The sequence below is a fragment of the Streptomyces sp. NPDC002742 genome, assembly GCF_042888885.1.
GTDB lineage: Bacteria > Actinomycetota > Actinomycetes > Streptomycetales > Streptomycetaceae > Streptomyces.
Genome location: NZ_JBIAQF010000027.1, coordinates 17,679 through 34,920 on the forward strand (window position 1 = coordinate 17,679; position 17,242 = coordinate 34,920).

The 17,242-nt window shown below is 68.8% G+C and carries 15 protein-coding genes and 4 pseudogenes; 12 read left to right on the forward strand and 7 right to left on the reverse strand.

Annotation, left to right across the window (positions count from 1 at the left end; translation table 11 throughout):
* The first annotated feature begins 218 nt into the window (after nucleotides 1-218).
* The 4 genes and pseudogenes from ACFYW8_RS35470 to ACFYW8_RS35485 form a co-directional block, all read left to right on the forward strand.
* A complete protein-coding gene (locus ACFYW8_RS35470; protein ID WP_389088060.1) occupies nucleotides 219-1,403 on the forward strand; it encodes a hypothetical protein in 1,185 nt (394 codons plus the stop codon).
* Nucleotides 1,404-1,677: 274 nt separating this feature from the next.
* Complete coding sequence (locus tag ACFYW8_RS35475) at nucleotides 1,678-2,331, forward strand: hypothetical protein (protein ID WP_389088065.1); 654 nt, start codon at nucleotides 1,678-1,680, stop codon at nucleotides 2,329-2,331.
* 1,026 nt (nucleotides 2,332-3,357) lie between these two features.
* On the forward strand, nucleotides 3,358-3,906 hold the full coding sequence (locus ACFYW8_RS35480) for a YciI family protein (protein ID WP_389088296.1): 549 nt from the start codon (nucleotides 3,358-3,360) through the stop codon (nucleotides 3,904-3,906).
* 63 nt (nucleotides 3,907-3,969) lie between these two features.
* Nucleotides 3,970-4,119 (forward strand): annotated as a pseudogene (locus tag ACFYW8_RS35485) (ATP-binding protein); the annotation flags it as partial.
* 16 nt (nucleotides 4,120-4,135) lie between these two features.
* Here the strand turns inward: ACFYW8_RS35485 and ACFYW8_RS35490 are convergent.
* Entirely contained in the window at nucleotides 4,136-4,609 is a 474-nt protein-coding gene (locus ACFYW8_RS35490; RefSeq protein ID WP_389088301.1) for a hypothetical protein, read from the reverse strand.
* A 225-nt stretch (nucleotides 4,610-4,834) separates the two neighbouring features.
* Between ACFYW8_RS35490 and ACFYW8_RS35495 the strand changes: the two are divergent.
* The 3 genes and pseudogenes from ACFYW8_RS35495 to ACFYW8_RS35505 form a co-directional block, all read left to right on the forward strand.
* Nucleotides 4,835-5,026 (forward strand): annotated as a pseudogene (locus ACFYW8_RS35495) (transposase); the annotation flags it as partial.
* A gap of 158 nt (nucleotides 5,027-5,184) precedes the next feature.
* The gene (locus ACFYW8_RS35500; RefSeq protein ID WP_389088322.1) at nucleotides 5,185-5,364 is read left to right on the forward strand and encodes a hypothetical protein; all 180 of its coding nucleotides are present in this window, start codon (nucleotides 5,185-5,187) and stop codon (nucleotides 5,362-5,364) included.
* A 43-nt stretch (nucleotides 5,365-5,407) separates the two neighbouring features.
* On the forward strand, nucleotides 5,408-6,148 hold the full coding sequence (locus ACFYW8_RS35505; protein WP_389088070.1) for a hypothetical protein: 741 nt from the start codon (nucleotides 5,408-5,410) through the stop codon (nucleotides 6,146-6,148).
* 49 nt (nucleotides 6,149-6,197) lie between these two features.
* Here ACFYW8_RS35505 and ACFYW8_RS35510 read toward each other — a convergent pair whose 3' ends face one another.
* The 4 genes and pseudogenes from ACFYW8_RS35510 to ACFYW8_RS35525 form a co-directional block, all read right to left on the reverse strand.
* Nucleotides 6,198-6,392 carry a hypothetical protein gene (locus ACFYW8_RS35510; RefSeq protein WP_389088075.1) on the reverse strand — a complete coding sequence of 65 codons (195 nt, stop codon included), beginning with the start codon at nucleotides 6,390-6,392 and terminating at the stop codon, nucleotides 6,198-6,200.
* Between the two features lie 244 nt (nucleotides 6,393-6,636).
* Nucleotides 6,637-7,034: pseudogene (gene tnpA / locus ACFYW8_RS35515) on the reverse strand (IS200/IS605 family transposase).
* A gap of 284 nt (nucleotides 7,035-7,318) precedes the next feature.
* A complete protein-coding gene (locus ACFYW8_RS35520; RefSeq protein ID WP_389088078.1) occupies nucleotides 7,319-8,497 on the reverse strand; it encodes an acyl-CoA dehydrogenase family protein in 1,179 nt (392 codons plus the stop codon).
* Nucleotides 8,498-8,676: 179 nt separating this feature from the next.
* Entirely contained in the window at nucleotides 8,677-9,684 is a 1,008-nt protein-coding gene (locus ACFYW8_RS35525) for a ScbA/BarX family gamma-butyrolactone biosynthesis protein (RefSeq protein WP_389088085.1), read from the reverse strand.
* Nucleotides 9,685-10,546: 862 nt separating this feature from the next.
* On the opposite strand from ACFYW8_RS35525, the pseudogene ACFYW8_RS35530 reads away from it, so the two are divergent.
* From ACFYW8_RS35530 to ACFYW8_RS35545, 4 genes and pseudogenes are all read left to right on the forward strand, one after another.
* A pseudogene (locus ACFYW8_RS35530) lies at nucleotides 10,547-11,669 on the forward strand (methyltransferase domain-containing protein).
* Between the two features lie 347 nt (nucleotides 11,670-12,016).
* The gene (locus tag ACFYW8_RS35535; RefSeq protein WP_389088090.1) at nucleotides 12,017-12,967 is read left to right on the forward strand and encodes an RNA-binding protein; all 951 of its coding nucleotides are present in this window, start codon (nucleotides 12,017-12,019) and stop codon (nucleotides 12,965-12,967) included.
* Nucleotides 12,968-13,211: 244 nt separating this feature from the next.
* Nucleotides 13,212-13,859, forward strand: a complete 648-nt coding sequence (locus ACFYW8_RS35540; RefSeq protein ID WP_389088095.1) for a ScbR family autoregulator-binding transcription factor — start codon at nucleotides 13,212-13,214, stop codon at nucleotides 13,857-13,859.
* Nucleotides 13,860-14,109: 250 nt separating this feature from the next.
* On the forward strand, nucleotides 14,110-14,421 hold the full coding sequence (locus tag ACFYW8_RS35545) for a hypothetical protein (protein ID WP_389088100.1): 312 nt from the start codon (nucleotides 14,110-14,112) through the stop codon (nucleotides 14,419-14,421).
* Between the two features lie 120 nt (nucleotides 14,422-14,541).
* On the opposite strand, the gene ACFYW8_RS35550 is transcribed toward ACFYW8_RS35545, so the two are convergent.
* Complete coding sequence (locus ACFYW8_RS35550; RefSeq protein WP_389088105.1) at nucleotides 14,542-15,945, reverse strand: DHA2 family efflux MFS transporter permease subunit; 1,404 nt, start codon at nucleotides 15,943-15,945, stop codon at nucleotides 14,542-14,544.
* A 184-nt stretch (nucleotides 15,946-16,129) separates the two neighbouring features.
* Here ACFYW8_RS35550 and ACFYW8_RS35555 point away from each other — a divergent pair, with 184 nt between their 5' ends.
* Nucleotides 16,130-16,786 carry a TetR/AcrR family transcriptional regulator C-terminal domain-containing protein gene (locus ACFYW8_RS35555; RefSeq protein WP_389088110.1) on the forward strand — a complete coding sequence of 219 codons (657 nt, stop codon included), beginning with the start codon at nucleotides 16,130-16,132 and terminating at the stop codon, nucleotides 16,784-16,786.
* A gap of 73 nt (nucleotides 16,787-16,859) precedes the next feature.
* On the opposite strand, the gene ACFYW8_RS35560 is transcribed toward ACFYW8_RS35555, so the two are convergent.
* Nucleotides 16,860-17,054 carry a hypothetical protein gene (locus ACFYW8_RS35560; protein WP_389088115.1) on the reverse strand — a complete coding sequence of 65 codons (195 nt, stop codon included), beginning with the start codon at nucleotides 17,052-17,054 and terminating at the stop codon, nucleotides 16,860-16,862.
* Nucleotides 17,055-17,242 lie beyond the last annotated feature (188 nt).

Consider the following 17,242-nt stretch of genomic DNA (forward strand, 5'->3'; position numbering starts at 1 on the left):
GTCCAGCGCCTGCGGGCAGCACACCGCCAAGCACCCGCATCCCCGGTTCCGGCACGCCGGCGGACCTCCGACGCCTCCCTGCTGCGGCGACTCGAAGCCGCGAACACCCGCGTCCGGCAACTCGCGGAGGAGAACCGCCGCCTCCGCGACCAACTGGCCAGCGGACGGGGCGAACAACGGGCCGACAGAATTGCAAGCAACCAAGCGAGGGGACAACGATGAGTACCGCCGACGAGCAGGACCGACTACTGCGGGGACCCAGGATCACTCTCGAACGAGCCCGGCAGGACCAAGCGACGTGGGTGGACCTCGCCTACTACGGCGCTCAGGACACCGACGAAGGCGCCGTTACCGACCGCAATAGAGCCGCCCGCTTCGCGGTTCTGTGGGCTCTGCAATACGACCGCCGCCCTCAGGACCTACCGCTTCTGCGCTTCCTCCTCCAGCAGCAGACCACGTACTACCGCGAGGCCGTCCCCTGGGGCATGGCCCCCGACCTGACCCTGGCGGGGTTTCTGGTGGCCGAGCACCGGCAGGTCGAGGACCTGTGGCTGCACTGGGACGCCAAGAACATCAGCTTCGACACGGCCTTGGGCTACCACCTCTACCACCTCTACCACCTCCTCACCGCTGGCATCGCCGCCAGCGCCGAGGCGGTTCAAGCCAGCTCCCACCCTGACCGGGACCGCATCCTGGGCGGCATCACATCGGCCCGGCATACCGACGCTGCCGTCGAAGAATGGTTGGACCGGCAACGCACACGATTCCCCGCCGAGCCGGCCGATGAAGGGCTCAAAGAGTGGGCCTACCATGCCGCCCGCTTGGGCGAGCGCGAGGCATCGCGCCTGTTCATGACCGAGTGGGCGGCTGGCGAGCCGCGAAGCGACATCACGCTCAACACCCTGCAGTTCCACCTTGCCCACCTCGGCTATCTCGCCGAGGCCGTGCACGTGCAGAAAGAAGCTGTGGCGCTCAACGATTCATGGTCAGGGGCGAAGGGGAGCAAACTGCTCACCCTCGCCCGACTGCAACGACGAACCGACGACTTCGCAGGCGCATGGCAGACGCTTCAGGAGGCCCAGCGCCTTCTGCCGCCCGACAAGCACGGCTTCGAGCAGGGCAAATGGCGGCACTTCGTCAAGGAGTGCTTCCTTCTCGTCTCGATCGCGCCTGACCCCTCTACCGCGCGGCTCCTCCTCGCTGCGAGCGAGCAGGATCTGCAAGGAATTCCGCGACTCTGGATGGACGGAGTCCTCGACGCCGCAATCGCGGCCGCCGAACACATCGGCGATCCGCAGGCACTCCACCGCTACAGCGAACTGCGGCAGGTCGCGGCTGGCGAACGAGCTCAGGAAGTCGACCGGGCAACCCACCCCCCTGCGTCAGGACCCGCAACCTCGTGAACCCCTGCACCCTACGCACGCAGACGAGTCAGCCCGCCGGAAACCGCGGCGATGCGTCTCGACCCGGTATCCCGGTATCGATCAGTCAGCTGTCCTTCATGCCGCCGACACGGCCAACTCTGCTTCGACAACAACGTCGTCAACGCGAACGCCAAGGTCACAGGGACGAGGCAGGTAGGTCCGGACTCAAGATAATCCAGCAGCAGGTCGGTCACGACCGCGACAGCTCCACCGCCGTCTACTCGCACGTCAGTCAACGTGTCTCGGAGAATCAATGAGACTGCCCATCATCATCCAGCACGCACGCCTCGGAGCAACGGAGTTCAAAGTCATCCGCCCTGCCCAACCACTCCCCCACGCGGTGCTCATCGATCACGACCGGCACCTGGACACCTACCTCGACGAGGACGCCGCACGCCGGATCGGCTGCCTATGGGCACTCGCCGCCACGTCACCACGCGCGCTGATCCACCTGCCGATACGTGGCAACCAGCCCCCTTCCCGCGAACGGCCGGAGGACGCGACACGCCAGCTTGATCTCGTACTGCTGCATCACTCGCTGCAGTTCGCGCCGGCACGCTGGAAAGAGATCCGCAGCCGCCTCGGCCCAGGCCGTCCGCGGACCGTAACGCTGCCCGACCCAGGACTCGAAAGCGATGTCGTGGTCGACCACGAGGCACGGCACTACCAGGAGAACCGGGACCTGTTTCACCAGCACATCCATGCCGAGGCCCTCTTCATGACCGGCAGTGCCAAGGTGTTCAGGGAGACCGCCCGGCACTTCCTCGACGTCGCTCGCAACGGGCCCGGCTACGTCCCCATCCACCCGAACTACCCGTACTTCTGCACGGAGCTCCACTCCAACGACGGCATCCTCGGCGACGCGCGAGAGATCCACATCGAGTACTGCGACGAATGGAGCTCATGATCCAACAGGCGTAGGGGGAGGCATTCGGGCAGTTCCAGTACCCGACTCCACCATTGGCCGTCTACCCCGCCGAGACCATCGAGGCCCACCGGGCGTTCATCGCCCACCGCCGAGCCTCTCGTCCCGGCGGAGAGTACCGAACCCCGACCGATGAGGAGTGGGACGCTTCCCTGGCCCACTTCTAGAAACGGAAAGTATCCGTCGGCACCTGCGCACGTGCCTTCGGATCTCCTTGCATCCGTGAGCACGCTTGTGTCCGATGCTCACTCCTTCGACCGGACCCGACCCGGCAGCCACGACTGCTCGAGATCCGCGACACCTTCTTCGCCCGCATTGCCGAAGCCGAGCGAGAAGGCTGGCTCGGTGAGGTCGAGGACCTACAGGTCAGCCTCGTCGGCGCCCAGGGCAAGCTCTCCCAACTCGACGCCGAGGTGAGCCGCCGCGCCCGGGCGGTCGACCTCGGCGTGTCTGCGTTCCGGCAGATCGCCGGCCGCGACAGAACGACCTCTCGACCAGGTGGGTAGGCGCGGCGAGTTCTCTGAAGATCGTCAGGGCCCCTCCTGATCGTGCGTGGCTGTGTCCCGCCAGGTCCGAGCCGTACGACCTCGGCCGGGGTCGCGTTCTTGGTCGCCGGGCTGGTCGTGTCGGTGGCTGCCGGGATCCTCCGCGGCCGCACCATGCCGATGTGGCGGGACGCAGGCGGGCGGCTGTACCGCAAGGGCGGCCGCGTGACGCTGCTGCTGTGGCTCGCCACCGTCTTCGTCAAACTAGGGGCTCGGCGTGATCGCGGAAGCGGCCTTCGGTGAGCCGTTCAACGGCAACGCCCTATGGCTCGGCCTCGGCATCACGTTGGGCGCACAGCATCTCGTGATGACGCATTATGCCCGTCGTCTGCCAGTACCGGAGTCCTCTTCACAGCCATCAACAAGTGCTCGTGACTAGAACATCCAGAGCACCCTTTAGTTCAGGGGAGCCTGCGGTGAAACTCGCTCGCCCTGGTTACCTCCTTGAAGAGACCCTATGGACATGGAGTTCCTCTGCTACCACCGCGACCGGCCCGGCTCCCTGCCGCTCCGCGACGAACTGCTGGAAGATCATTGGTCCTACATGGACCGGTACGCGAAAGAGATGATCGCCCGGGGCCCAACCCTCGCCGACGACGGCGACACACCCACCGGAAGCGTGCACATCGTCGACCTGCCCGATCCCGCCGCTGCCCGCGCTTTCGCCTTCGATGAGCCGAACTACCAGGCCGGCGCCTACCGGGACGTGCTGCTGCGACGGTGGCGCAACACGCTGGGGCGCACCATGTGGGACTTCCCCGGCGGCCGGACCGGCGGCAACCGGTATCTGGTGCTCGGCCTCGGCACAGGACAGGCCGCCGACTTCGCGGTGCCGCCCGACCGGGACGAGCTGATCGCCTACGGGCCGCTGCTGTCCGACGACGGCACCACCTGGCTGGGCACGGCGGTGTTGCTCCGGGCGCCGGACCCGGAGACGGCACGCGCCATCCTGACCCCGGACCGGTACGCCGACATCGAGGTGCGCAACTGGCAGTTCGGCGGGCGGCCCTGATGGCGGAGGACGTCCAGGCCGACGTCACCGCGGAAGTCCGTCGGATCGCTCGGCATCCCCGTGTTTCCTGGCTGGACCAACACCTTCGCCGACCCCGGTCTCCGCGCGGCCATCGTCGACCGCCTCACCTTCGGCGGCAACATCATCGAGACCGGCACCGATTCCTACCGCCTCGCAACCACCCGCGCCCAAACGGAACGAGCAGCCGTCTGAGCGCAGTGAGCCTGCTCTATCGAACTGGCCCGCACTCATCGACGATCACGGTCGGCTCCGACAGGAAGACATCCCGGCCGACGGGGCCATAGGCGATGTTGAACGTGTCGAGCCAGTACGACCACCCACGGATTCCCAGGGCGCTGGTGAACCGGTAGTTCAACTGCCAGCGGACCCACTGCCCGGGAAGCAGTCGAACTGCCGGAGGCCTGCGGGGCCGAGGAGGCAGCCCGAAGAGCGGCTCCACACGAGCGAGCACACGGAGCCGATCACCTTCGTCCCGCAGGCTGACACCGACCTCGCGAAGGTCCTTCTGGCTCGAACGAAGCTCGAAGCCGTCACGCTCGGACATCTGGACGAAGTGGGCAAACCCAGAGGGCACCTGAGGCAACGAGAAGGCGACCGGCGCCGCGTTCCTGCGGGCAGCGGCCTCCCCGCCCCGAGACTGCTTCGTCCAAGACGTCTTGATCCACTGCACCGTGATGTCCACTGCACCTGCCTTTCGCCGAGAGCCTACGGTCAACATTTGCTTGACGTCGACCAGGTTCCGACGCAACTGCCTGCTGCCAGTTCTCAGCAACATTCCAGAGCGTTGGAGGGCGTCTGAAAAGCCTGTCAGCGGGCAAGTTGCCTGGTAGCGGGGCGGTGGCGCACTTTCGGGGGCTTGGGTGGGCGGGCTGCGTACTCGCTACTCGACGGATCTGTCCGATCCGGAGTGGGAGATCCTCCGTTCGCTGGTTCCGGCGGTCAGGTCTGGTGGCCGGCCGGCGAAACGCACACGGCGGGGTTCCTCGACGCGCTGGCGTACTGGCTGGGGGCCGGTTGCGCCTGGAGACTGCTGCCGCATGATCTGCCACCGTGTCAGACGGTCCACCACTACTGGCGGCGGGGGCAGCAAGAGGGCGTGTGGGAGCGGATGTTGACGGCGCCGCGCGAACGCGAGCGGGTGCAGCTCGGCCGTGATCCCACTCCAGATGCGGCCATCGTGGACAGCCAGAGCGTGCGGGCCCGTAAACGCGTGAGTGCCTTGAGCCCTACTCCCTCTTCGAGCAGTGCCAGCACCGCATGGCCTGCGCGCGCTGCGACTTCTGCACCCGAAGAACTCCAGAACTCCAGAACTCCAGCAGAGGCCAACTGCCGGAGGCGCAGGAGAACCTCCAGAAGATGCTGGCCGACATCCCCCTCACCAACGACGAACGCGCCGCGGTCGACGACGCCCAGACCGCCCTCGACCCGGTAGCGTGAGAGCCTACGAATCCACACCCTGACATGGAAAAAGAAGTGCAGGATGCACATCCTGGATGACCCCGCCGGTCTTTCCACCCGTGCCCAGAGTCTGCTCAAACGAACCGGTTGGCGCGATCATCCGCAGGAGCCCCGACTCTCCACAGAGTTCGTGCGGATCCGGGACTGCGTTGGCCAGTTGATCCCCACACCCATGATGCTCGTCATCCGCCGGGAAGGGTTCGAGCAGAGATACGGCGGGCTCCGCTACAAGGTGCGAAGCAGCTACACCATCCAGGGCGAACGTCACGACACGCTCCGCGAGTGGCACTACGACCTGGGCCAGCACATGGCGACCGGCTCTACCCACGGCTGGTACTTCGATTGGTTCGGAGAACGTGTCTCCTCTCCGGTGCGCTACCTGGTGCACACAGACGGACGAGTCGGAGTGGACGATGGAGGCGGCACGTTCCTCGAAATCGCCCCGTCCCTCCCGGCACTCATCGAATCCCACGCCCTCACCGACACGGTCGCGACCTGGGACCGCAGCACAGCCGAGGTGGACAGCTTCGCACTCGCGGAGCAGCTCGACGGCCTCACCGACGTCCCCGAAGCCTCAGGTCCCACCGTCCGGTGGCGGCTGTCCGACAATGTCGCGGTCGAGGAGTTCCGGAACTGGAGCAGCGAGACACCGCGCCATTGGCGCGCATTCATCTGGAGCCGAGACCAGACTGGCCGACGCCAGATTGAGGAAGCCGCCGTCCGAGCAGCGGCGATGCAGCAGACGATGACAGTCACCGGATGACGACCGCTGCTTGACAAGCTGATTCCACAGAACGCCCTGGGCGCACGTGTTACGGATTCATGGCCCGCTGGGCCGCAGTCGGCGTCATCGGACAGATCCGCGACCAGCTCCGCAGTGGACGGGTGTCGAAGCCGTCGTGCGCGCGGAAGGTCAGCCACCGCTCCGATTCCACCCGGCCGCGGCCCGTGCAGATCTGGTTGACCGCCGGTTTCAGGTTGTCGTAACGGATGTGCCGGGTCGGCACCCCTCCAATATGCGGGTCTCGTTGCCAAGTCATCGTCGATCGAGGGAGAGTCCGCCCAGCGAGCATTGAGCCGCTCCGCAGCCTGCGTCATGTGGACGACATCACCCGCGATGACGTTCTCGTGCTGGAGGCGTTCATCTACCTCTGATCTTGCGCGGTGCTCCGTCCTTTAGGGCGGGGGTGAGGCGCATCCTTGGTGCGGAGGCGCGAAGCGCCGGAGTTCTCTGCGCTTGGGTGGTGACGGTCAGGTGGGTCGCTGCTGGTTCTCGATGTACTGGCGGACGACGGTGAGCGGTGCGCCGCCGCATGATCCGGCGAAGTAGGAGCCGGACCAGAAGTGTCCGCCCCACAGGTACCGGCGGACATGCGTGTCGTACTCTCCCCCAGCCTTCGGCCGGGAGGTGCCCCCAGGCGGAGTCTGCGCGAGCTGACGCCCTTGAGGGAGTTGGCCAGCTTGGAGAGCTGGACTTTGGGCGGGTAGTGCACGAGCAGGTGGACGTGGTCCTGTTCGCCGTTGAACTGTTTCAGCTCGGCCTCGAAGTCGGCGCAGACCTCCCGCATGATCTCTTCGGTGCGGGTCGGCATGGCGTCGGTGAATGCCTTCCGCCGGTACTTCGTGACAAAAACCAAGTGAACGTGCAGGTTGTAGACGACGTGACGTCCGGTGCGTGCGTCAGGATTCGGATTCCAGCGCGGCGACCGGCTGACCGCCGCTCGGCCTGGGCCAATGGCCTGGGCCCCGCCGGTGCGGGAGGCAACCTCTTCTGTCGTGGCCACGGCAATGTGCTTCAGCAACGGTGCCGTGCCCCGCGGTTGCCGCCGCGGCGGGTTGTCAGTCCCGTCGGCACCGGGTTGCGGTCGACGGCGAGGTCATCGGGGGTCATGCCGGCCCCGGACACGGCCGGAGGCGCGCAGGCGGTGACCGGTCAGGCACAGACCGCCGACGCGTAGGCGTCAGCCGCCGTCTCCATGCGCAGGACTCCGTGCGCCGCGGCAGTGTGCACGTCGCGCCAGCACCGCTGCAGGCAGCCGCTGTCGTCACGGGCGTGCCGGCCGCCCGTGCGGAAGAGGCGCTCCACGGCCGACACCAGCAGGTCGGCGGCGAAAGCGGCGTCGCGCCGGTTGCGGGTGACGGCGGCCGCGGAGACGGCGGCGGTGTCGGCCCGCCACGCGGCCTGCTCCAGCAGCAGCGCGGCGGCGTCGATCTCCGCCGACGAACGGGCCAGCGTCTCCCGTACGGATGCCTGCGCACGGGCGGGAGCAGCGGCACCGGCGGGCGGGCACGCCCACGCCGACCAGACCTTGAGGGCCTGGCGTGCGCTGCCCAGCGCCGGCGCGGCGAAGAGCAGGCCCGCCCCCATGTGGGCGGGCACGCTGTGGCAGCGGGCGCGTCCCGGCCCGGGTGTCCCGTGCAGGAGGCCCGTCAGGGCAAAGGTGCGGTGGCCGGGCACGGTGACCGGGGCGACGACGACCGTGTTGCTGCCGGTGCCGCGCAGGCCCGTGCTGTGCCACACGTCGCGCACGGCAGCCTGTTCGCGTGGTACCAGAAAGACCCGTGCGGGGCACTCGGCGCCGGAGGTGTCCCGGGCCGCGAGCAGCAGCCAGTCGGCCGACTCCGCGCCGCTGACGCACTCCCATTCGCCCTGCAGCCGCCAGCCGTCGCCGGTCGGCTCGGCGGAACCGGCCGGCGGCATCACACCGGCCGCGATACGCACGTCGGGACTGGTTGCCCACAGCTCACGCTGGCCGGCCGGGGGCAGATAGGCGGCGAAGCGGCCGTGCGCGGCCCACAGCGCAGCGCACCAGGCGGCGGAGGCGCACGCCTCGCCCAGCCCGGCGACCGCGCGGAGCAGTTCGCTGAACGTGCCCTGTGCTCCGCCCCAGCGGCCCGGTACGAAGTGTCGGGCGAAGCCCGCCTCGCAGGCCGCCCGCTCCACCTCGGGATGCAGAGCGCGGTCCCGGTCGGCCCGCGCGGCATGGCGGGCCGCCGCGTCCGCCGCCTGTGCGGCACGGGCCGCCAGGTCGGCCCCCGCCCCGGACCGGGACCCGGACGGGGCGCGGTCCGGGGCGGGGACCTTCAGGGCGGGCCCCTCGACAGCAGTCATGACGATGACTCCTCAGGTATCACGGACGCCTCACGCCGCGGACCAGGACGTGGGCCCGGCAGGCCTGGGCCTGCCGTTGCGGATCGGGGGAAACAGGGCCGCGGCCCTGCGGACACTCGCGGGCGCCGGGTGCCCCGTGCGGTACGGCAGCGCTGGGCGCCCGCGGAGTCGTGCGTACGTCAGACGAGCCCGGGAGCGGCCACCGGCGCGCTGCGGTCGGCGGTCCAGGACATCGACACGGTCGACAGCAGCACACCGGACTGAACCGCCTCGACGCACAGCAGTTCCGGACTTCCGGCGTCCGCCGGCAGGCGGTGCTGCGTCATCACCAGCCGGATGGGCGCGTCGAGCTCCGCGAAGGCCAGACAGTCCATGGACACCCCGGTCAGCGTGTGCGGGACAGCGGCGCCCCCTTCACTGGTCTGCAGGTATCCCAGCTGACGGAAGCCCTCCAGCAGCACCATGAGCGGCACGTGGTCGGTGGGGTGGTCGAAGAGGATGGCGTGGCCCAGGTCGAGTTCCAGGTCCCACTCCCCCGGGCGTCCGACCGACTTCAGAACGCTGTCCTTGGCCCGCAGCCGCCCCACCCGGTGGGCGGGGAGCCGCTCGGCCTGCACCGCCCGGCCCGCCCCGGCCACCCCGGCCGGCCCGCCCGTCCCAGCCGCCCCGGCCGGCCGGCCTCCGCGCCGCCTGAGAAGCCCGTACCGCTTCTCGTCCACCGCGACCACCCGCAGACTGCCCCGCCCGCACGGCACGTCACCGACGGTGAGAACGGCCTCGATACGCATGCCGCAGCGCTGCGGCGGCCGGTGGTCGACCCAGGCCCAGGCCACCTCCAGGACGATGGGCAGCGGCACCGCACCGACCTTGAACAGGCCGGGATCGGTGATCTCGAAGTCCATGTCCCGGCCGACGAACCGGTGCGTCAGCGGCACCTCGTAAAACTCGTGCGCCAGATACACCAGCGCCTGCCGAATCGTTTCGACAAACAGCAGCGGATCCACGCAGCCGTTGCCGTCCGGGTGGTACAGCGCGTGATCGCGCGGCCACTGCGCGGCGACCAGGAAACGATCCTTCCCCTCGGCGACGGCATCGGTGAGATAGACCTCCGCCACCGACGCCCGGTGAACCAGGTGACGCGGGATGGGCCGCACAAAGGCAAGCTGCTGCCGGACGGACGCGGTCACGGGAGTCAGTAGATCGACAGGCCCCTGCCCGGACATTGCATGACGCATGATCCCCCCAGTCTGTGGTCACATCTGACGCCCTCTCGGGCCGACATTCGTGGCGCGCGGCAAAAAATATACCTACCAGAAGGTATCTGCAAGGGTCCCGAACCCCCCTCGGACCCCCAGGGGCACTTCCAGCCACCCCCCAAGGGCACCACCGGCAACCAGGCGCCACAGACACCGCCGCCCAGCACAGCCTCCACCCGGCAGGAAGCCCGGGAAGAAGCCGGGCAAGGAGCCCGGGAGGGCACGGACATGAGCGTGCGCCTGGAGGACTTCCGCGACGACTCCGGCCCGATTCCGGCCACCACACCACCACCGCCCCCGGCGAACGGCCTGCAGCACCGGCCCACGCGCAGCGCGCTGCACGCCCTGCCCGGCAGTGCCTCGACGCACGGCTCGACTCCTCACCGAGGCCGGGTGACGCGGGTCTTCCCGGAGAGGATCTCCGCCCGCGCCGCGCCGCGGAGCGGCCCGAGCCGGAGGCCGCCTGGCGGCTGGCGGCTGGCGGCTGGCGGCTGGCGGCTGGCGGCTGGCGGCTGGCGGCTGGCGGCTGGCGGCTGGCTGTGCCAGTTTCCGAGGGAGCCGTCTCGGAGCGGCTTCGGAAGTCATTCCGGGGCGGGCATCGTGATCGATGTCAGTGACTCTTCCGATGTCACCCGGGCGGTACGGGCCCCCTCATCCGGTTCCAGGCCTCTCTGAACCAGACCACCGCTCCGGCTTGGAGGAGTCGCCTCGGACCGCTGCTTCGCGTTCGGCTCTTGCTGCCGTGAGTAAGGCTCTTGACCCTCACGTGGGGTCAGGCTGCACAGTTAGTGCCGTGGAGGATCACTGGACTGTTGGACGGGTGGCCGAGCTGGTCGGCGTGAGCGTCCGCACACTGCATCACTATGACGAGATCAGGCTCGTTCGCCCGTCGGCGCGGACCGCGGCCGGGTACCGGGCCTATTCGGCGGGCGATGTGGAGCGGCTGCGGGAGGTGCTGGCCTATCGGCGGTTGGGTTTCGGGCTGCGGGCTGCGGGAGGTTGCCGAACTGGTCGGCGACCCGTGTACCGATGCGCTCGCGCACCTGCGCCGACTGCGCGGCCTGCTGCTGGAGCGGCGTGATCGCGCTGACGCCATGATGGCGGCCATCGACAGGGAACTTGAGGCACGGGCGAAGGGACTGATGGTGACACCGGAGGAGCAACTGGAGATGCCGGGTGCGCGGCTGTACGACGCGATCGGCGGCGCTTACACCGCGACACGGCGTACCGAGCCGCGGATCGCCGCGCGGATCTGGGACGCGCTCGGGGATGCGCAGACGGTTCTGAACGTCGGGGCCGGCACCGGCTCCTACGAGCCCGCTGATCGCGACGTGACCGCGGTGGAGCCATCGGCGGTCATGCGGGGGCAGCGGCCTGCCGACTCGGCGCCCTGCGTGGCCGCCACCGCGGAGAGCCTGCCGTTCGAGGACCAGTCCTTCGACGTCGCGATGGCCGTCTCCACCGTTCACCACTGGGGGGACCCGATAGCGGGGCTGCGCGAGATGCGGCGCGTGGCCCGGCATGCGGTGGTGTTCACGTTCGACACCGACGAGCCCGGCTGGCAGGACCGGTTCTGGCTCACGCGCGACTACCTGCCCGAGTTCGCCGCCGTCCTCGCAAGGTTTCCCTCGCTTGCCGGGATGGCCGACGCGATCGGCGCCCGCGCCGAGCCGGTGCCCATCCCGTGGGACTGCGCCGACGGCCTGTTCGAGGCGTACTGGCGCCGGCCGGGGGCGTATCTGGAGGATCACGTACGCCGTGCGATGTCGGTGTGGACGAGGGTCGGGCCGCAGGCCGAGCAGCGGGCGGTGCAACGCCTCAGCGACGACCTCGACTCCGGCCGGTGGGCCGAGCGCAACAGCGACCTCGCCGACCTCGACGCGGCAGATCTCGGCCTCCGCCTGCTCATAGCCTGACCCGCGTCGCAGGTTCCGGGACGACCGCGCAACCAGAAGTCTCAACCATGTCCGGGCACCCCAGGCCAGAAGACCGCGCCACCCGGACCCAGATGGAACAGGACATGTCCCGTCCCCGCGACGCCTGGGCAGTCCGGCTCTGGTGCAGGCGGATGCGTCAGCGTCCCGGTCATGCGCAGGCAGGCTTCGCAGACATCAGCGCGACAGCCCGGACCCTCAGGACAGCGGCGGACACAGCAGTACGCGCTCCTGCCCAGAGGGCCGACGGCAGAGGCCGCGGCAGGCACCCGGCAGGCGGGGGCCACGTACTACGCTGACATCCCCCTTCCCACAGTCCAGGGAGCAGCGTGCCGCCGTCCTTCACCCACCGGATAACCAAGTACAACCCCGCCGACCGCGACGAGCACGGGCACTACAACGGCGCTGAGGACACGGTGAGCGACCACGGGCCGGTCGAAGCAGCCTACTTGGAGGCGATCGCCGCCTTCGCGCAGGAATCGGGCATCGACCGGCTGGAGATCCGTGACCCGGAGGTCACCTGCTTCGTCAACTTCGGCCTGGAGGCGCCGGTTGAGGGACACGGCCTCGCCGGGCTGTTCCCGCCCGACCTCACCGGCTACTACGACGGCGCCGAAGTCTCAGTGCCGGTCGCGCTGGAGCTGGTCCGGGCCATGCTCCGTGGCCAGGGCGCCTGGTGCCGGCTGGAGCAGCAGGAAACGTTCACCGTGCACGTCGGGTGGGACCAGTACCTGTACGTCGGCAGCGACCAGCCCTGTGAAGCAGCCGTCGCCCGGACCCGCGAGCTCGGCCTGTTCGCGGAACCGATCACGGCGTCGCCCTACGCCGCAGACCCTGAGGAACCAGAGGTGACGCAGGCCGCGGACGAGGAGTTCTGGGAACGCGTACGCGCAGAGCTGGCCGCACCGCGCACGCTCCTCCTGGAGGAGACCTACCTCCGCAACGCCACCCGCTGGCACCGCCTCACCCAGAACAACCTCGACACCGTCCGCGTCGTACTCGGCCCACGCGCCCTCCTGACACTCTGGCCCGACCTCACCCCCGATGTCGATGCGGTCCTCGCCGCAGTGCCCCAGGACGAAACCGTGTACGTCGTCTGGGAGACACCGGACGGAACGATCCACCACTCGATCACCGACGAGACCCGCCACCAACAGCTCACCACTTTGACAGCAGGCGCAAGGGCGGCCTACTCCCTGCCCCTGACCGTCGACGAACGCCACCCGCTGTTCCACGCCGCCCTGCCCGACAGTGACGGCGTGCTGCGCACCAGGTGGTGACCTGGTTCTCCATGTCCTGTCCACGGCCCGGCCGGACACCCCGCCTCGCGCGAGGCGGCACCCCCACCGCCGAGGCACCCCCGCATCCCGACCCGCCCGCACCCCCGAAGATGACCCCGGGCCCACCCGGAACGAGACAGCCCGAATAAACATACCTGATAAAAGGTATGTTTATTGAGGGGTCCCCGAGTCCGCCTCGCCGTACCCCACAGCACACCAGCACCTCAAAGCACCAGGAGAGCCCGTGCCATCCGATTCCGTCCCGGCAAGCCCGCGATCCAGCCGCACGGCCAACGCCAAGGGCCAGGCCTTCAAACAGGAACGCGCGCTGCGCACCCGCCGCCTGCTGCTGAACGCCGCCGCCGAGGCATTCGCCGACAAGGGATTCCCCGGCGTCACCATCCTCGACATCGCCGAACTCGCCGAAATGACCAAGGGCGCCGTCTACTTCCACTTCGCCAACAAAGAGGCCGTCGCCCTCGCCCTGGCCGACGAGTTCTACGAACGGCTCACGGAACTGGTCAAGTCCGCACGCCAGACAAGCGGCTCCCCGCTGGAGGCCGTACGCAACATCCTGACACGAACAGCCACCGCCTTCCGGGACGACAAGATCATCCAGGCCGGCGCCCGGCTGCAGGTGGAACGGGCATTCATCGAGGCCGCATTGCCCGCCCCCTACACGGGGTTCACCACCACCCTCACCGAAGTACTCACCGAAGCCCACGAAGCGGGCCAGCTCCACCCCGACTGCGCCCCGCAGACCCTCGGCCGCGTACTGACCTCAGCATTCTTCGGCGCACAGCACATCTCATGGGTACTGCACGACCGCAAAGACCTCCCCGAACGCATCCACGAAGTACTGGAAACCACCCTCCGCCCCAACCAGCTCTGACCCCACACCACCACCCTGCACGCCACACCCCGGTCCGCGCTGTCCACACGGCCCCGGCAGATCCCGCCGTCCGGAAACCCGCCGGCCGCCCAGGAACCGTGTCCACTCCCGCGGCGAAACGGGCACATACCCAAGACGCTCCCCGGGCCGGACAACGCCAAGGGATTCAACACTGCCGAAGGACGGTCTGTGGGCTCGGTGGACCCCTCTCCGCGCCATTACGCCCTCAGGTCTCCACGTCCTCACCGATGTGGACGAGACGTTGATCAGCCGCAAGAGCGAAGTCGGAGCCAAGGTCCCCGACCCGATCGATGCCCCTCAGGAACGCATCGGCGCATCGGTGCGGTTCATGCAGTCCGTGCCGACCGGCTTGCCGGAGCACCAGGGAACCATGTCCGCCAACGGCGCGACAGCCGCAGCCGTCCCGCGGGGCGAGGACTTCCGCGACGGGGTCCTGTGGGCGGCGGTGGTCGTGAAACGAGTTGCTCAGGACGGCGCGGCCGAAGGCAGGACCGGCCACCAGCCGCCGCTGCGCGGCCGACTCCGAGTCCTGTCGGCGTAGCCCTCGGCCAGGGCGTGCACCAACAGCACCAACAACGGCCGGCCACCAAAAGGGATCGAACCGGGCTCGTTCGCCCGGCCGATCCATCACGAGCAGCAAATCAGCAAACAGCGTTTCGGATTACGGCCGCGTGGGCGCCGTCTGGTCGTCGAGCGGCTCGGCGGCCTTCCCCTTGACCGCCACCGCCGGCAACGCGAGCGCGGCCAGCGCGGCGACGAGCATGAGCCCGCCGTTCACGAGGAACGCCACGCGGTAGCCCTGGACGAGCGCGTCGAGGCGGCCTTCGCCATCACTCCCATGGGAGGTCACGCTGGAAGCGATGTTCACGAGCACGGCGAGACCGACGGCTCCGCCGATCTGACGGGAGGTGTTGAGCAGGCCGGAGGCGGCACCGGCGTTCCGGGGAGCCACACCGGAGGTGCCGCTGATGGTGACGGCGAGCAGCATGATGCTGACGCCGAATCCGCCGACCAGGTTGGGCAGGAGGATGTGGGGCACATAGGCGGAGTGGGTGGGGATGGTGGCTAGCCAGGCGATGCCCGTGGCGGAGATCAGGCCGCCGGTCACCAGCATGCGCCGGGGACCGACCACGGGCACGAGCTGACGGGAGGTGAGGCCGCCGACGATGAAGATGACGGTGACGGGCAGCATGGCCATGCCGGTGCGCAAGGCGCTGTAGCCGAGCACCTGCTGGCAGTACAGCGAGAGGAAGAAGAGCAGGGCGGTCAGCGTCACGCCGAGGCAGAACATGAGCACATTCGCGATCCGCAACGTCCGCGGCCGGAGCAGATCGAGCGGGATGAGCGGGTTGGAGCCTCTGGCCTCGGCCACCAGGAAGCCGGCGATGAGGACCGCGGCCGCGATCAGGGGCACCAGCGTGTCGGGGGAACCCCAGCCCTCGGAGGAAGCCTCCGAGAGCCCGTAAGTGAGTGCCCCGATTCCGAGGGTGACGCACAGGCCACCGGGCAGGTCGAGCCGGATGCGCTCCGTCCTGGTGGGGGGAAGCAGGAACAGCAGGCCGGCGGCGATCAGTGCGATGCCGGGAGGGATGTTGACGAACAGCACCCAGCGCCAGCTCAGTTCGGCGGTGAGGACCCCGCCGAGCACCACCCCGGCCAGGCCGGCGATCCCGCCCATCATGCTCCACAGCGCCAGGGCGTGCTCGCGCTCGCGCTCGTCGGTGTGGCTCGCGGTGATGAGGCTCAGGCTGGTGGGGGTGAGCGCGGAGGCCCCGGCACCCTGGACGATCCGGGCCGCGATCAGGACGACCGGGCCGGACGCCAGACCGCCGATCAGGCTGGCGACAGTGAAGAGGACCGCGCCGAACAGGAACACTCGCTTGTGTCCGAAGAGGTCGCCTGCCCTGGCAGCCAGGAGCAGGAAGCCGCCCAAGGTGATCAAGTAGCCGCTGACCACCCACTGTTGCTGATCGGTCGACAGCCCCAGACCGGCTCGCATGTCCGGCAGGGCCACGGTGACGATGGTGGCGTCGAGCACGACCATGAACAGGGCGAGACAGGACATGGCCACGACGACGCCGAGAGGCAGATTCGGCCGTAAGACAGAGGGCGTCGACGCATCTCGGGTCCCGGGCATGAAGCCTCCTCAGTGATTGACCACGAGTGAATCACAGTCAAGTGAACAACGTTCACGTGAACAACGTTCACGGTACGATGCGGCCCGGAGGATGTCAATCAAGGGAGTCTCGATGCCGCTGCGCAAAACCGACGTGGTCGAGGAAGCACTGCGCTTTCTCGACGCCGAGGGTCTCGACCAGCTCACGATGCGCAAGCTCAGCGCAGCACTCAACGTGCAAGGTGGCGCTCTCTACCGGCACTTCCCGAACAAGGAGGCCCTGCTCGACGCCGTGGCCGACAAGATCGTCGAGGGCATCGGCGACCCCCTGCCGGACGTCTCCTGGCCCGAGCAGATCCAGATTCTGAGCAACCGGCTCCGTACAGCCCTGCTCAATCATCGCGACGGCGCCAATGTGGTGGCCGGCACGTTCGCCCCCGGAGCGAACACCATCATCGGCTCGGACATGGCCGTCCGGGTGCTCTGCGGAGCCGGCCTGCCCCCTGCCCAGGCGGGCTGGATGAGTTTCGCCCTCTTCTACTACGTGCTCGGTCACAGCATCGAGGAACAGGCCCAGTTGCGGCTGCCGCCCGACCACGACTGGCGGATCCGCACCGAGCGCCTCAACGTGAAGGTGTCACCGCAGTACGCGGCGGCACTCGACTCACTGACGGGCACGGACCCGGCGGAGCGGTTCACCTACGGGCTGAACGTCTTCATCGACGGGCTCCGCCGGCTCCAGGCGACCCTGCCGCCGCAGGGGGAAGCAACTCAACAGGCCGCTCCCTAGGGATCCTTGACCGGGTTCCGCTCCACCGGCGAACCCGTCCGCCGCCGGCCCGCCGGCCCGACGACATCGGGTCTCACCGATCGCCTGGGTCTCCCCGGGGCAAACTGCTCGCGGCTTCCACGTCCTGCGGGTTCAGCAGCATGTCCAGTGCCCTGCTGACCCGTCGGGCGCACGCGGCCGCCGCCGGAACGATGCCCTGCATCAGGAAGTAGCCGTGCACCAGCCCCTCACCCGGTACGTGGCGTACGGCCACTCCCGCGGCGCGCATCTTCGCCGCCAGTTCGACGCCCTCGTCGTGCAGCGGGTCCTACTCGGCGGTGGCGACGACGGTCGGAGGCATGTTCCGGAAGTCCGCCGAGGCCGGTGTCGTCGATGTAGTTGCGTTTCGCGCAGGGGTGCGGGATAGGGGGACTCGGGCGCCCGCCGGTAGTCGACCGCGACCACGACCGCGCCCGG

What these genes read in the sequence shown, in the direction of transcription:
- ACFYW8_RS35560 (WP_389088115.1), bottom strand. Translation starts at nt 17,054, where the DNA reads ATGCGCGCCGCGGGAGTGGCCGTACGCCACGTACCGGGTGAGGGGCTG.
- ACFYW8_RS35555 (WP_389088110.1), top strand. Translation starts at nt 16,130, where the DNA reads ATGCCGCTGCGCAAAACCGACGTGGTCGAGGAAGCACTGCGCTTTCTC.
- ACFYW8_RS35505 (WP_389088070.1), top strand. Translation starts at nt 5,408, where the DNA reads ATGCACATCCTGGATGACCCCGCCGGTCTTTCCACCCGTGCCCAGAGT.
- ACFYW8_RS35500 (WP_389088322.1), top strand. Translation starts at nt 5,185, where the DNA reads ATGGCCTGCGCGCGCTGCGACTTCTGCACCCGAAGAACTCCAGAACTC.
- ACFYW8_RS35480 (WP_389088296.1), top strand. Translation starts at nt 3,358, where the DNA reads ATGGAGTTCCTCTGCTACCACCGCGACCGGCCCGGCTCCCTGCCGCTC.
- ACFYW8_RS35550 (WP_389088105.1), bottom strand. Translation starts at nt 15,945, where the DNA reads ATGTCCTGTCTCGCCCTGTTCATGGTCGTGCTCGACGCCACCATCGTC.
- ACFYW8_RS35520 (WP_389088078.1), bottom strand. Translation starts at nt 8,497, where the DNA reads ATGACTGCTGTCGAGGGGCCCGCCCTGAAGGTCCCCGCCCCGGACCGC.
- ACFYW8_RS35475 (WP_389088065.1), top strand. Translation starts at nt 1,678, where the DNA reads ATGAGACTGCCCATCATCATCCAGCACGCACGCCTCGGAGCAACGGAG.
- ACFYW8_RS35470 (WP_389088060.1), top strand. Translation starts at nt 219, where the DNA reads ATGAGTACCGCCGACGAGCAGGACCGACTACTGCGGGGACCCAGGATC.